A 12,828-nucleotide genomic window follows, 5' to 3' on the forward strand; every position below is an offset into this window, starting at 1 on the left:
CCATGTTGCCAGATCTGGGGAAATACAGTGAAACGGTGCTGTCGGCCTATGCCGCGTCGCTGCTGCTACTGGCGCTATTGGTGGTGTTGACCCTGTGGCGTGGCCGCCGGGTGCGTCGCGACATGGATACGTTAGAGCAAAGGATGCGCCGGGATGGCTAAGTTCTCTCCGCTGATGGCGGTTCCGATTGTGGTTTTTGCCAGCTTTGTGGGCCTCGCGGTCACCGGCATGTACCGGGAGGATCCGGACAGCCTGCCGTCGGCCCGCGAGGGCCAGCCCGCCCCGCCGGTGGTGCTGAGTGAATTTGTCGGTAAAGAACTGTTTGATGATGCGGATTTGCGCGATGGTGAGGTCAAGCTGGTCAACTATTGGGCCAGCTGGTGCGCGCCGTGTCGGGTGGAACACCCTAACCTTGAGGCCCTGTCGCAAGAGGGGCTGACGATCTACGGGGTAAACTACAAGGATCAGCAGGACAATGCCGCGTCATTCCTGGAGGAACTGGGCGATCCCTATACGGCCATTGGCCGCGACGAAAAGGGCCGCATGGCTTTGGACTGGGGCGTCTACGGCGTGCCGGAAACCTATGTGGTGGACGGAAACGGCAAGATCATCCTGCGCTTTGCCGGGCCGATAACGCAGCGGGTGATCAAAAACACCCTGCGCCCGGCCATTGAAAAGGCCCGCGGCAACTAAGCCCTGTCTTACCCCTAAGACAATTGCTTGGGGAGCAGGGGCTGCGGGCCCTGTTGCTCAGGCAGCGTCAGTCAAAGATCGATAGGTCGAGATCAAGGCCGCAGCCCAGCCAAATGCTGTGGTCGCGGTGATCTTCCAGGTCGTTGCCGGTTTCGGGATGGGCAAAGACAATCAAATCCCCCCGGTTCAGCGCCAGCCATGGCAACAGTTCGGCGAACTGTGCAGGAGTGGCGGCCAGTTGGCAGGACCACATTGGATGCGGTCCGACAGGTTTTTCATGGATGCGGCCCATTTGAACCCCAAAGCGCGCAACGGCGCTGTCGCACAGCGTTTTTGCCGCTTGCAGGCTGTCGGCGTCAAAATAGACATGGGTATGGTAGCCCTGGATGCTGGATATCTGTTTCATTCCGTCAACCTATGCTCAGCAGATCTTGGTTGATAGCTCCAGCGCTCCACAGGACCTGTGCGCCCCTGCTAAAGGCGATAGCCGCCGGATACAGTCAGGATTTCGCCGGTGATAGACGATGCCGCATCAGAGGCCAGAAAGGCCACCGCCTGGGCAATGTCATGGGCCGTGGCCAGTCGCCCCAGGGCGGTTTCATCGGTAAAGGCTTTGGTCAGATCTGCATCGCGTGGGGACTCGGGGACATTCACAGCGCCGGGAGCGACGGCATTGACGCGAATGCCCCTGGGCCCCAGCTCCTTGGCCATGGCGCGAGTCCAGAGGTTGAGCGCGGCTTTGCTGGCGCCATAGGTGACATGGCCCCTGGGCGGCAGCACAGCATTGATTGACGAGATGCTGACGATCGCCGCCCCCGGGGACAGATGCGGCAGGGCCGCACTCAGCAGCGCCTGGGGCGCCAGCAGGTTGAGATCAAGAATGGCCCGTTGTTTGGCGGCGTCAAATGTATCCAGTGGGCTGGCGTCAAGCGATCCGGCGTTGTTTACGATGACATCAATCCGGCCAAAGCGCGCCATGGTGGCCTTTACCACCTGTTCTGCGCTGCCATCCTGGGTGAGATCTGCCTGCAGAAACAATTGGTTGTCATTCACAGTTGTATCCGGCGCGCGGTGGCACCAGGTCAGCGCCACATTGTTATCAGGGTGAAACACCGCAGCAATGGCGCGCCCAATACCATGGGCGCCGCCGGTGATCAGAACAGTTTTGACCAATCTGTGACCTCCTCAAAACCTCTCTCCTGACCAACGCTCTACCAGAGCGCCGGTCAGGATCAGAGGGCTTTCACTGTCTCAGGATTTGGCGAGATTGCGCAGAACGTAGTGCAGCACGCCGCCATTTTCGACATATTCGATCTCTGGCGCCGTATCGATGCGGCACTTCAGGGTGATGTCTTTGACCGTGCCATCAGCAAAGGTAATGGCGCAGGGCACATCTTGCAGCGGCTGGATGGTGTCGAGACCAAAGATTGAAACCGTTTCCTCCCCGCTCAGGCCGAGGCTTTTGCGGCTGTCGCCATTGGTGAATTCAAAGGGGATCACCCCCATGCCCACCAGATTGGACCGGTGGATGCGCTCAAAGCTTTCAGCGATCACCGCCTTGACGCCCAAGAGCGCGGTGCCTTTGGCGGCCCAGTCCCGCGAGGAGCCGGCGCCATATTGTTCACCGCCAAAGATCACCAGCGGAGTGCCTGCCGCCTGATAGGCCATTGAGGCCTCATAGATCGAGGTCTGCTGCCCATCTGGTCCTTTTGTATAGCCGCCCTCAACCGGGCTGCCGTCTGCCTGGGCGAGCATTTCGTTCTTGATGCGGATATTGGCAAAGGTGCCGCGCATCATGATCTCGTGGTTGCCTCGGCGGGAGCCGTAGGAGTTGAATTCACGGGGCTGCACCTGGCGCTCCAAAAGATACTGTCCGGCAGGTGTGGTGGTTGCAAAGGCGCCCGCCGGAGAGATGTGGTCGGTGGTGACCATATCGCCAAGCACCGCCAGCACCTTGGCACCGGTGATATTGGTGATGCTGCCGGGGGTCGGCCCCATCCCCTGGAAATAGGGCGGGTTCTGGATATAGGTGGATTGGGCGGGCCAGTCATAGGTCTCGGCCGCGGTGGTCTGCACCGCTTGCCACTTCTCGTCGCCTTTGAAGACATCGGCATATTTCGACAAGAAAGCCTCGCGGGTGACGGTTTGTTCGACCAGATCCGCGATTTCCTTGGTCGAGGGCCAGATGTCCTTGAGGAAGACATCCTGGCCGTTTTGGTCCTGACCAATGGCATCACGGCTGAGGTCGATATCCATGGTGCCAGCCAGGGCATAGGCCACCACCAGCGGCGGCGAGGCGAGGTAATTTGCGCGCACATCGGGGCTGATCCGGCCCTCAAAATTGCGGTTGCCCGACAGCACCGAGGTCGCGACCAGATCGCCAGCTGCAATTGCTTCGGACAGTTCTGTCTGGATCGGGCCAGAGTTGCCGATACAGGTGGTGCAGCCATAGCCCACCAGATTAAAGCCAATCTTATCAAGATCCGCCTGCAGGCCTGCGGCCTCCAGATAGGCAGAGACCACCTGACTGCCCGGCGCCAGAGAGGTTTTGACCCAGGGCTTGCGGTCCAGCCCCAGTGCGGCGGCCTTGCGCGCCACCAGACCTGCGCCGATCATCACATAGGGGTTGGAGGTATTGGTGCAGGAGGTGATCGAGGCAATCACCACCTTGCCGCTTTCCAGGGTGTAATCCTCGCCTTTGACCGCAACCTGCTTGCCCATGGGGCGCTTGAATGTCTCTTCCATTTCGCGGCGAAAGGCGCTTTGCCCCTCGCTGAGCGCCACATAGTCCTGTGGCCGTTTGGGGCCGGAGATTGCAGGCACGATGGTGCCCATATCCAGGCTCAGCCTATCGGTATAGATCGGCGCATAATCGGCACCGCGCCACAGCCCGTTTTCCTTGGCATAGGCTTCCACCAGCGCCAGACGATCCTCGTCGCGGCCGGTATTGCGCAGGTAGCGCAGGGTTTCACCATCAATCGGGAAAAAGCCGCAGGTGGCGCCATATTCGGGCGCCATATTGGCGATGGTGGCGCGATCAGCCAGTGGCAGGTGGTCCAGACCGGCGCCAAAGAATTCGACGAACTTTCCAACCACGCCCTTGGCGCGCAGCATTTCCACGACCTTGAGTACCAGATCGGTGCCGGTGGTACCCTCGACCATCGCACCGGTGAGCTCAAAGCCAATGACCTCTGGGATCAGCATCGAGATCGGCTGGCCCAGCATCGCCGCTTCGGCCTCAATGCCGCCAACACCCCAGCCCAGCACGGCGACGCCATTGACCATGGTGGTATGGCTGTCGGTGCCAACCAAGGTGTCAGGATAGGCAACCTCTTCGCCATTTTGATCAGTGTCCGACCAGATGGTCTGGGACAGGTATTCCAGGTTTACCTGGTGACAGATGCCGGTGCCGGGGGGCACGACGCGGAAGTTGTTAAAGGCGCCCTGGCCCCATTTCAGGAACTGATAACGCTCCATGTTGCGCTCATATTCGCGGTCCACATTCATCTGAAAAGCGCGGGGATTGCCAAATTCGTCAATCATCACCGAGTGGTCAATGACCAGGTCGACAGGGTTGAGTGGGTTGATCTTTTGGGCGTCGCCCCCCAGGGCTTTGATACCGTCGCGCATGGCGGCAAGATCCACCACGGCGGGCACGCCGGTGAAATCCTGCATCAGGACGCGGGCAGGGCGATAGGCGATCTCTCGCGGGTTCTTGCCCCCCTTGGCGCCCCATTCTGCAAAGGCCTTGATGTCATCGGTCGACACCGAAAAGCCACCATCCTCAAAACGCAGCATGTTTTCCAGCACCACCTTCAGGGCGGCGGGCAGTCTGGAGAAATCTCCCAGCCCGGCCTCGGTGGCGGCAGTAATTGAATAATAAGAGATCGACCTGTCGCCGGAGCGGAGTGTGCGACGGGTTTTGGCGGTGTCTTGTCCAACGGTAATGGGCATCTTGGCCTCCCTCTGGTGCATGAAACACGGAATTCTCTTCTGTTTTTGTGCCATTGCACCGGATGACACACAATAGCGGAGGCGCGCCAAAACGATGACAAACCAGTGACACAAGGCTACCAAATGCCCAGGCTGCCAACGCCGGGGCCCACGACGGGCTCAAGAATGATTGATTGGCGTTGCTTGTCTTTGCGCAGTAGATCAAACAGGCCAGTAGCAGAAAGTAATCGTTATGAGACGTAAACCACCCCTTGTCACAGCCCTCTCTGCGGCTCTGTCAGCTGTCCTGTGTCTTGCCTTGCCAACGGGAGGCCTGGCGCAACAGGCTGCCGACAGGGCGTCGCAGCCGGTGGTGGTGGAGCTGTTCACCTCGCAGGGGTGCTCGTCCTGCCCGCCGGCAGATGCGGTGTTGAAAAATTTGGCACAGCGACCAGATGTCATCGCACTGGCGCTGCATGTTGATTATTGGGACTACATCGGCTGGAAAGATTTCTTTGCCAGCCCGTCCAACACCGACAGGCAAAAGGGCTATGCGCAGGTCAACGGGCGCAGGATGATTTATACGCCGCAAGTGATCGTCATGGGACAGCAGGATATTTCTGGCAGCGACGTCATGGGGCTTGCTGAAGCCATTTCAGCCTATCAGGCGCGCCCACGCCCTGTGGCACTTGCGCTGCAGCGCCAGGGGGGACGTCTCACGGTAACAGTGGCGCCACAGGGAGCTTTGCCGCAGGGGCCGATTGCCATTCAGCTGGTGCGCTACACAGCCCTGGAAACCGTGGATATTACCCGGGGAGAACTGGCAGGTCGTCAGATCGACTATGCCAATATCGTCAATGACTTTCAGCAGGTTGCGATCTGGGACGGGCAACAAACTACTGCCTATACAGTTGATTATGACGGGGCGCAGCCCGCCGCCATTTTGGTGCAGCAGGGCCTCTTTGGGCCAGTTTTGGCTGCCGCTCAGGTCGAGTAACCGCATACAGGAATGTGGCGGTTTTTAGTTTAAAAGGAATTTATAGTCGCTTGAATAATAAGGGAATGGTCAGGATTGCGGCTTGGCCGAGGTTTCGCTTTTTGACGGTTTCTTGGGCACAGGGGCAAAGCCAAGTGTCTTCCAGCGCCGATGAATCCAGAACCATTGTCCCATGTGGCGGCGCACCATGCTTTCCAGATCAACGCATATGGCCCGTGTCATGGTGACAGGGTCCGAAGCGGGGATTTCAGGGTTCAGAATGATCTCAAAATCCAGGCCGTTTTCCTGGCGAACGCCGTAGACCGGTATCAAGGCGGCATTGTATTTCAAGGCCAACTCAGCCGGGACCGTTGAGGTGACAGCCTGTGTGCCAAAGAAATCTATCAGCTCTCCGTCATGCACATGCAGATCGGCGACAATTGCAATAATTCCACCTTTTTTCAGGTGTCGCACCATTTCCACCATGCCGCGCCTGCCTTGTTCGAACATCGGGGTGCCAATGTGGCTGATGGTGCGCACATAGTGGGTGTTGAAAAAGGGATTGGCCATGCGCCGATAAAGCGCGCCCATGGAAAACCCCCGTGAGATCAATCCGGCGCGGGCAGCGTCGTAATTGCCAAAATGGCCGGTGACCAGAATGACAGGCCGCCCGGAGGCACGGGCCTCTTCCAGGGCCTTCAGTCCGTCGCCGCTGATCGGCGCCGCCTTGGCGCGGTCGACAAATGGCGCCCCCGCGTAGAGCTCGGCAATGGTGCGGCCGGCATTATTGTTGACCTCACGGCACAGGCGATGAACCTCGGGCTTGGTCAGTTCGGGGCAGGTCAGGGCCAGATTGTCACGAATTCTGCGATCAAATCCAACCAGTGGTCCCAGGGCGCTTACCAGTTTACCAATCAGCGGAATGCGCCAGCGATAGGGCACAAACCCGGCCAATCCCAAGATCCCGCGTAAAGCGATATTTTCGACGAAATACGAGACGCGTTGTTTTTGCGTCAGTTGCGAAGGATCTAGGGGCATAGAGCGGATTGCCTGCAGGGATATGGATCAGAAACGGACCATAACCTTTGGTGAAACAGGGCACAACCGAAGACCATAGCCAATGCCCAAAGGGGCACAACGCCGCTCCGATGGGCGCGTGGCAGCGATGGGCCGCTGCGATTGGCTGGGTTTACTCTTCGTCCTCGTCGGAGATCAGCTCAATCTCACCGGTGGTAACGAGGTCGCGCATTGCCGAAACGATCAGACCAAAGGCGGCTTCGCCATCGCTGCGCTTGACCTTGCCGCGCTCTGCCACTTCTTCACGAATATTGGTGGCCATACGGCTGGACATATTGTCGAGCAGGAAATCATTGGTGGCGATATCTTCTTCGTCGGTGGCAAAGGCGATGGCGGTGACCAGCTCTGGAATAGCCAGCACGCGCATCAGCTTGGGCACGTCTAGCGGCTGCATCCGCTGTGCCAGCAGACCATATGTAAAGATGGATTTGCGCACATCGGTGGCAAAGTCTTGGTCTTCTTCCTCCAGCGCAATGAGAACCTCTTCGCGCTTTGCAGCTGCGGCTTCGGTAAGAATTGCACCAACCCGTTGGCCGGGGGTGGTTGCAAAGGCTAGATCAGGCCGCGCCTCGACCTGACCGGCAAGAGAAAGCCCAATACGATCAACGGTATCCGGGGTGACATTGCTGGTGTGGCTTACGGCATAGGTGATTTGGCGTGCAACATTTCCTGGCAAGTGAACCAACATCTGGGCAGCCTTTGCGGTGTCAAGTTTGGACAACAGAACCGCTGCAACTTCGATGCTTTCGGCTTCGGCGAGGGAGGCAAGATCTTCGGGGGGGAGGGCTTTGAGGCGCTCCCAAGGATCGCCAAACTGGCGCACGCCGGCCTCTTTGCGCAGCCGACTGGCGGTTTGACGGCTGATCCGCCCATCCATGGCCGTCAGGGCGCCGGCCAGGCCATTGGGAAAGGTCAGGCCGACATTATCCAACATTTCAGCAAATTCAGCGGCAACAGCATAGAGCGTTTCGCGGTCGACAAGACGCATCTTACCCATCTGCTGAGTCAATTCCATTTGCAACTCATCAGGCAGGTCTTCGATGGGAATATCCGCACCTTCATTGAGCAAAAGGCGCACAACAATGGCAGCTTTGGCTTTCCCGCTGAGCTTTGGCGCAGACACAGAGCCGCCCCCCATTCCGCCCATCCCGGCCGGAGCCGGAGCAGAAAAATCGCCCATCCCACCACCGTCGGTGGTCATCGGTAGCGCCAACATATCGTCTTGCAGCATTCTAGCACCCTAGCCAAAAAGATTCTTTTTCGGTCCACTAGGGCCCGTGGACATTCATCTTGAAGCGATGATGACAGCTGCGAGATGCCAGTTGGCAGCATAGCTGGACGCTGTTTTCTCGTACCGGGTCGCTATGGCTCTGAATTCCTTGATCTTTGCGAAGAAATTCTCGATCAAGTGCCGCCATTTGTAGGCGTGTTTATCGTAATCGCGCAGGAACTTGCGGTTCGCTTTCGGTGGGATGATGGCGGTGGCACCGCGCGCATCGAGTTCTGTGAGCAGCCAATCGGCATCAAATGCCTTGTCGGCCAAGAGAGCATCAAAGGCCACGCCATCGATGAGCGGTTCGACGCCCTTCATGTCGTGAGCCTGACCAGGCAGGAGTACGAAGTCAGCCAGGTTTCCTAGGGCGTCGACCAAAGCAACGATCTTGGTGGTCAATCCGCCACGCGACCGCCCGATGGCTTGATTTTGAGTCCCCCCTTGCGCCGCTCGCCTTCTGGTGAGCCTGAACAATCGTGCCGTCGATCATTGCGTATTCGAAATCTGGATCCCCACTGATTTCCTTGAAAATTCGCTCGAATACGCCGCCCTCAGCCCATCTGCGAAACCGTCGGAACACGCTGTTCCAGTTGCCGAAATAAGCAGGCAGGTCACGCCACGGCAACCCTGTCCGCACACGCCATAGCACGGCTTCGAGAAACAGACGATTATCCTTGCCCGTCACACCCGCATCGCCCTCCTTGCCAGGCAAGTGCGGCGCGAGGCGAAGCCAGACGTCATCTGTCAACACAAACCGCTCTTCGTTCATTCAAACCTCCATTTTGGAAGCTTGAATCAGAATTCAGACCGGTTGGGAATCCTGAATGTCCACGGGCCCTAGTAACTATCCCATAAGCGGTAAAGAAAAGCTGAAGCTCAGTAGCTTGTTGTCGCACCGGTCTCCAGCGCCAGCCGCAAAGAGGTTTCCGGCCAGGTACCAACGCCGCCGCGGGCGCGAATTTCTTTCCACTCCGCCAGGGCTAAACCAAATTGACCTTCCTCGACAAAGCCTTGCCCCATGTAGGACCGGGCCAGCAGATTGTCAGGGTCGGCAGCGATTGCCTGGTCGTAATAGGCCTGCGAGAGGGCGCGATTGCCCAGCTTTCGGTGGGTGAACCCCCAATAGGTCAGCACCCGCGCATCCGCCTGATCCGCCATCGCAGAGAGGACCGCCTGAGCATCTTCGTTGCGCCCGGCATAGGCCAGCTCGCGGACGGCATCATACAAGCCATCCTCGTTCAGCGAAGATTCTTTGGGCGGTACACAGCGCCCCTTTGCTTCGTCCCAGACCTGTTTGCCTTTACAGGTCTTGGTTGTCTCGCTCGGCGTCGGCGGGGTCATGGTACCACCCCCGGCGGACAGTGCAGGAAGCGGTAGGGTCAGTGCGGCAGCAAGAACGAGGAAACGCATTAATCAACTCCGGGCAAAAAGGTGTTCTGGACCATAGTAGCGCAGAACCTTGTCTTGTTTACAACTCTCCTTGGGCCATCCGGTCCCACGCGGCGAGAAAAAGCAGCAAAAAATGGCCCATGAAAAAGGCGCCTCTCCATTGGAGACGCGCCTGATCCTGTGCGATGTGTCGTTTGGCAATTAGGCGCCAAAGACCCGTTTGAAAATCGTATCAACATGTTTGGTGTGGTAGTCCATGTTGAATTTCTCTTCGACTCCGTCAGCGCCCAGCGCGGCGACCACCTCGGCATCGGCCAGCAGCAGCTCGCGGAAATCAAGCCGTTCTTCCCAGACCTTCAAGGCATTGCGCTGCACCATGGAATAGGCGTCTTCGCGCGACACACCGGCCTGTGTCAGGGCCAACAGGACCCGCTGGCTCATCACCAGGCCGGGGAATTTATTCATGTTGTCGAGCATGTTGTCAGGGAAGACCAACATTTTGTCGATCACGCCAGTCAGACGCGCCAAGGCAAAATCCAGGGTGACACAGCAGTCGGGGCCAATCGCGCGCTCAACCGAAGAGTGCGAGATGTCACGCTCGTGCCACAGGGCAACATTTTCCATCGCAGGGATCACAGCCGAGCGCACCAGACGGGCAAGACCAGTGAGGTTTTCGGTCAGAACCGGGTTTTTCTTGTGCGGCATCGCCGAAGAGCCTTTCTGGCCCATCGAGAAGAATTCCGCACCTTCCAGCACTTCGGTACGCTGCATGTGACGGATTTCGGTGGCGACGTTTTCAATAGAGGAGGCAATCACGCCAAGCGTTGCAAAGAACATGGCGTGGCGGTCGCGTGGAATCACCTGGGTGGAGATCGGCTCGGGGCTCAGGCCCAGCTCGGCGCAGACATGTTCCTCAATCGCAGGGTCGATATTGGCAAATGTGCCGACCGCGCCAGAGATTGCGCCGGTGGCAATTTCTTCCCGCGCCAGTTTGAGACGCGCCATGTTGCGGTCCATCTCAGCGTAGAAACGCGCGAATGTCAGGCCCATGGTTGTGGGCTCGGCGTGGATCCCGTGGGAGCGGCCAACACGCACGGTGTCTTTGTGCTCCAGCGCGCGCTTTTTCAGCGCCGCCAGCAGGGCTTCCATGTCTTTGATCAGAATATCGGCCGAGCGCACAAGCTGTACGTTGAGACAGGTATCCAGCACGTCGGAAGAGGTCATGCCCTGGTGGACAAAACGGGCCTCTTCTGATCCGACATGTTCGGCCAGATGGGTCAGAAAGGCGATGACGTCATGTTTGGTGACGGCTTCGATCTCATCAATGCGGGCGACGTCGAATTCGACGTCCTTGGCTTTCCAGACAGCATCAGCGTTTTCGCGGGGAATGACGCCGATATTGGCCATGGCTTCGCAGGCATGGGCCTCGATCTCGTACCAGATCTTGAACTTGGTCTCGGGCGACCAAATGGCGACCATTTCGGGGCGGGAATAACGAGGGATCATTGGCGAAAGCACCTTTATGGGATTGTCCAGTTGATAGGGCGGGTCATAAGGGAGGCGCGCCAATTGAGCAAGTCCGGGCAGGTGGATATGAAAAATGTCGCAGGATGTAGGCCGCTATACCGTGTTGATTGGACTGGGGGCGGTGGACAAAAAAGCGGCGCCTGTTGCAAGGCGCCGCTGAATAAAACCTAATGTGTTGTGGATCTGGGTCAGGCCTCAGGCCGATGCGCCAGCATGTCGTGGTTGCGGCAATAGCTGGGGGCTTCGTCCAGCTGGCTGTTTGCAGCCTGCAAATCTGCACAGCCCGCCTGATTGTCACAATGGCTGCATGCCATAACCGCACGTCTGAATTTACGCGCCTCGGCCTCTGGATCTTTGGCGATGCTGGTGGCGAAATCAACCCCAAGGCGATCAGCCATGCCCTCAACCAAGTCGGTGCTTTGCCCGAGTTTCGAAAAAAGTCCCATGCGCGTCTCCTCAGTGTGGCCTGATGCCCAGTGTCTTGCGGGCAAGATGGCAGGAAATGCGCAGGCTGACTTTGATATGTATCAATATCATTTTTTTTGAGCCAGCTTGATCGCATCCCTACACGGGCCGCAAGCTCCCAACCAAGGGGCAGGGAAGAGAGTGCAGGGCTCACATCATTGAATGCTCTTCCTCCAGTGTCGTCAGAACTTTGGAGCTGTGTTCCAGGGTGCGATGTACCGGGCATTTGTCGGCAATCTCCAGCAGCTTGTCGCGCTGGTCTTGGCTCAGGGGGCCGCAAATGCGAATGGTGCGGATAAACTGGTCAATCTTGGCTGGCCCCGACGGCAGAACATCCTGCGCATGGACCTTGTCATGGGAGATATCAACGCTGACGCTGTCGAGCGGCCAACCTTTGCGGCGAGCATACATGCGAATGGTCATCGAGGTGCAGGCCCCCAGGCCCGCCGAGACAAAGCCATAGGGCGACATGCCACGATTGGTGCCGCCATAGGCCTGGGGCTCATCCGCATAGGCATGATGATGCGGACCGGATTGGATGTCCTGCAAAAAACCTGTGGGATCCGCCTCGGTGATGCGCAAGACGCCCTCGGGGGCGCCGGGGGGCGGTGCAGGCGGGGTCAGATCAATATAGCGCCCGGCCCAGGCTGCGATGACCTCGGCGGCATATTCTGCGTCTCGCGCCTTGCTGATCAGATGGTCGGCCTCATCCAGGGTGACAAAGCTTTTGGGATGTTTGGCGGCGGTAAATATCTCTGCCGCATTGTCCACGCTTACGGTGTCATCCAGCGGTGCATGCATCACCAAGAGGGCAGCATTCAACTCTTGGATGGTGGGGGTCAGAACCTCGGCCTGGATATCCTCGACAAAATCACGACCAATGACAAAGGGGCGCCCGCCCAGGCAGACTTCGGCCTGACCCTTGGCCTTGATCTCGGGCATGGCGGCGTCAAAGTGATGGGAGACATGGCCCGGATCAAAGGGCGCTCCCAGGGTCACGACGCCCTTGATGGTGTCGATACCCGCCCGGGCGCGCAGAACGGCCGCACCGCCCAGTGAATGGCCGATCAACAGGGATGGCGCCATGTCGCGTCCGTCCAGGTACTGCGCGGCTGCGATGAGATCAGCCACATTCGAGCTGAAGGTGGTATTGGCAAACTCCCCTTCAGAATGACCAAGCCCGGTGAAATCAAAGCGCAGCACGGCAATCCCCATGGAGGCCAGCCGCCCGGCAATACGTCGCGCGGCGGGAATGTCCTTGGAGCAGGTGAAACAATGCGCAAATAGTGCAGTTGCCAGCACGGGGCCAGACGGCAAATCTAGCCGCGCGGAGAGGGGCACACCGGAGTGGCCGGGAAAGGTGATGCGTTCGGTTGCCATGAGGAAAGGCCTTATTGCTAGGGGTGTCTTAATGTGCGCAGCGAGGGAGTACAGGGCAAGGCCACCGGGGGAAACGTCACGGGAAGGTGATGCAAAGAGACCGCCAAAGCGGCAC

13 protein-coding genes are annotated in these 12,828 nt (G+C 58.5%); 3 read left to right on the forward strand and 10 right to left on the reverse strand.

Going from position 1 to position 12,828, the window contains the following annotated elements:
- Nucleotides 1-2: 2 nt before the first annotated feature.
- The gene (ccmD, locus tag JZI28_RS07850) at nucleotides 3-161 is read left to right on the forward strand and encodes a heme exporter protein CcmD (RefSeq protein WP_297340051.1); all 159 of its coding nucleotides are present in this window, start codon (nucleotides 3-5) and stop codon (nucleotides 159-161) included.
- Complete coding sequence (locus JZI28_RS07855; protein ID WP_297340052.1) at nucleotides 154-693, forward strand: DsbE family thiol:disulfide interchange protein; 540 nt, start codon at nucleotides 154-156, stop codon at nucleotides 691-693. Before ccmD ends, JZI28_RS07855 begins: the two co-directional genes overlap by 8 nt.
- 67 nt (nucleotides 694-760) lie before the next feature.
- Here JZI28_RS07855 and JZI28_RS07860 read toward each other — a convergent pair whose 3' ends face one another.
- The 3 genes from JZI28_RS07860 to acnA all read right to left on the reverse strand — a co-directional run bounded on the left by JZI28_RS07860 (nucleotide 761) and on the right by acnA (nucleotide 4,647).
- A complete protein-coding gene (locus tag JZI28_RS07860) occupies nucleotides 761-1,099 on the reverse strand; it encodes a DOPA 4,5-dioxygenase family protein (RefSeq protein ID WP_375699771.1) in 339 nt (112 codons plus the stop codon).
- 68 nt (nucleotides 1,100-1,167) lie between these two features.
- Complete coding sequence (locus JZI28_RS07865) at nucleotides 1,168-1,866, reverse strand: SDR family NAD(P)-dependent oxidoreductase (protein WP_375699772.1); 699 nt, start codon at nucleotides 1,864-1,866, stop codon at nucleotides 1,168-1,170.
- A gap of 78 nt (nucleotides 1,867-1,944) precedes the next feature.
- Entirely contained in the window at nucleotides 1,945-4,647 is a 2,703-nt protein-coding gene (gene acnA, locus JZI28_RS07870) for an aconitate hydratase AcnA (protein ID WP_375699773.1), read from the reverse strand.
- A gap of 232 nt (nucleotides 4,648-4,879) precedes the next feature.
- Here acnA and JZI28_RS07875 point away from each other — a divergent pair, with 232 nt between their 5' ends.
- A complete protein-coding gene (locus JZI28_RS07875) occupies nucleotides 4,880-5,623 on the forward strand; it encodes a DUF1223 domain-containing protein (protein ID WP_375699774.1) in 744 nt (247 codons plus the stop codon).
- Between the two features lie 69 nt (nucleotides 5,624-5,692).
- Here JZI28_RS07875 and JZI28_RS07880 read toward each other — a convergent pair whose 3' ends face one another.
- The 7 genes from JZI28_RS07880 to JZI28_RS07910 all read right to left on the reverse strand — a co-directional run bounded on the left by JZI28_RS07880 (nucleotide 5,693) and on the right by JZI28_RS07910 (nucleotide 12,713).
- A complete protein-coding gene (locus tag JZI28_RS07880; protein WP_375699775.1) occupies nucleotides 5,693-6,640 on the reverse strand; it encodes a lysophospholipid acyltransferase family protein in 948 nt (315 codons plus the stop codon).
- Nucleotides 6,641-6,791: 151 nt separating this feature from the next.
- The gene (locus tag JZI28_RS07885) at nucleotides 6,792-7,910 is read right to left on the reverse strand and encodes a flagellar motor switch protein FliG (protein WP_375699776.1); all 1,119 of its coding nucleotides are present in this window, start codon (nucleotides 7,908-7,910) and stop codon (nucleotides 6,792-6,794) included.
- A 54-nt stretch (nucleotides 7,911-7,964) separates the two neighbouring features.
- Nucleotides 7,965-8,721, reverse strand: a protein-coding gene (locus JZI28_RS07890) for an IS5 family transposase (RefSeq protein ID WP_375698792.1) whose coding sequence is annotated in 2 segments (ribosomal slippage) — nucleotides 7,965-8,394 and nucleotides 8,393-8,721 — 759 coding nt in all. Because the reading frame shifts where the segments join, the coding sequence is not laid out codon by codon here.
- A gap of 107 nt (nucleotides 8,722-8,828) precedes the next feature.
- Complete coding sequence (locus JZI28_RS07895) at nucleotides 8,829-9,362, reverse strand: hypothetical protein (protein ID WP_295452649.1); 534 nt, start codon at nucleotides 9,360-9,362, stop codon at nucleotides 8,829-8,831.
- 180 nt (nucleotides 9,363-9,542) lie between these two features.
- On the reverse strand, nucleotides 9,543-10,847 hold the full coding sequence (gene purB, locus JZI28_RS07900; protein ID WP_295452646.1) for an adenylosuccinate lyase: 1,305 nt from the start codon (nucleotides 10,845-10,847) through the stop codon (nucleotides 9,543-9,545).
- Between the two features lie 209 nt (nucleotides 10,848-11,056).
- Nucleotides 11,057-11,314 carry a DUF6455 family protein gene (locus JZI28_RS07905; protein WP_297341014.1) on the reverse strand — a complete coding sequence of 86 codons (258 nt, stop codon included), beginning with the start codon at nucleotides 11,312-11,314 and terminating at the stop codon, nucleotides 11,057-11,059.
- Nucleotides 11,315-11,483: 169 nt separating this feature from the next.
- Nucleotides 11,484-12,713 (reverse strand): alpha/beta fold hydrolase, encoded by a 1,230-nt coding sequence (locus JZI28_RS07910; RefSeq protein ID WP_375699777.1) that lies wholly within the window; start codon nucleotides 12,711-12,713, stop codon nucleotides 11,484-11,486.
- Nucleotides 12,714-12,828 lie beyond the last annotated feature (115 nt).

This window comes from Pseudophaeobacter sp. TrK17 (genome assembly GCF_042192375.1).
GTDB lineage: Bacteria > Pseudomonadota > Alphaproteobacteria > Rhodobacterales > Rhodobacteraceae > Pseudophaeobacter.

Excerpts from the sequence above, each read along its gene's own strand:
- JZI28_RS07895 (WP_295452649.1), bottom strand. The coding sequence starts at position 9,362 with ATGCGTTTCCTCGTTCTTGCTGCCGCACTGACCCTACCGCTTCCTGCA.
- JZI28_RS07860 (WP_375699771.1), bottom strand. The coding sequence starts at position 1,099 with ATGAAACAGATATCCAGCATCCAGGGCTACCATACCCATGTCTATTTT.
- JZI28_RS07885 (WP_375699776.1), bottom strand. The coding sequence starts at position 7,910 with ATGCTGCAAGACGATATGTTGGCGCTACCGATGACCACCGACGGTGGT.
- ccmD (WP_297340051.1), top strand. The coding sequence starts at position 3 with ATGTTGCCAGATCTGGGGAAATACAGTGAAACGGTGCTGTCGGCCTAT.
- JZI28_RS07905 (WP_297341014.1), bottom strand. The coding sequence starts at position 11,314 with ATGGGACTTTTTTCGAAACTCGGGCAAAGCACCGACTTGGTTGAGGGC.
- JZI28_RS07880 (WP_375699775.1), bottom strand. The coding sequence starts at position 6,640 with ATGCCCCTAGATCCTTCGCAACTGACGCAAAAACAACGCGTCTCGTAT.
- acnA (WP_375699773.1), bottom strand. The coding sequence starts at position 4,647 with ATGCCCATTACCGTTGGACAAGACACCGCCAAAACCCGTCGCACACTC.
- purB (WP_295452646.1), bottom strand. The coding sequence starts at position 10,847 with ATGATCCCTCGTTATTCCCGCCCCGAAATGGTCGCCATTTGGTCGCCC.
- JZI28_RS07855 (WP_297340052.1), top strand. The coding sequence starts at position 154 with ATGGCTAAGTTCTCTCCGCTGATGGCGGTTCCGATTGTGGTTTTTGCC.
- JZI28_RS07910 (WP_375699777.1), bottom strand. The coding sequence starts at position 12,713 with ATGGCAACCGAACGCATCACCTTTCCCGGCCACTCCGGTGTGCCCCTC.
- JZI28_RS07875 (WP_375699774.1), top strand. The coding sequence starts at position 4,880 with ATGAGACGTAAACCACCCCTTGTCACAGCCCTCTCTGCGGCTCTGTCA.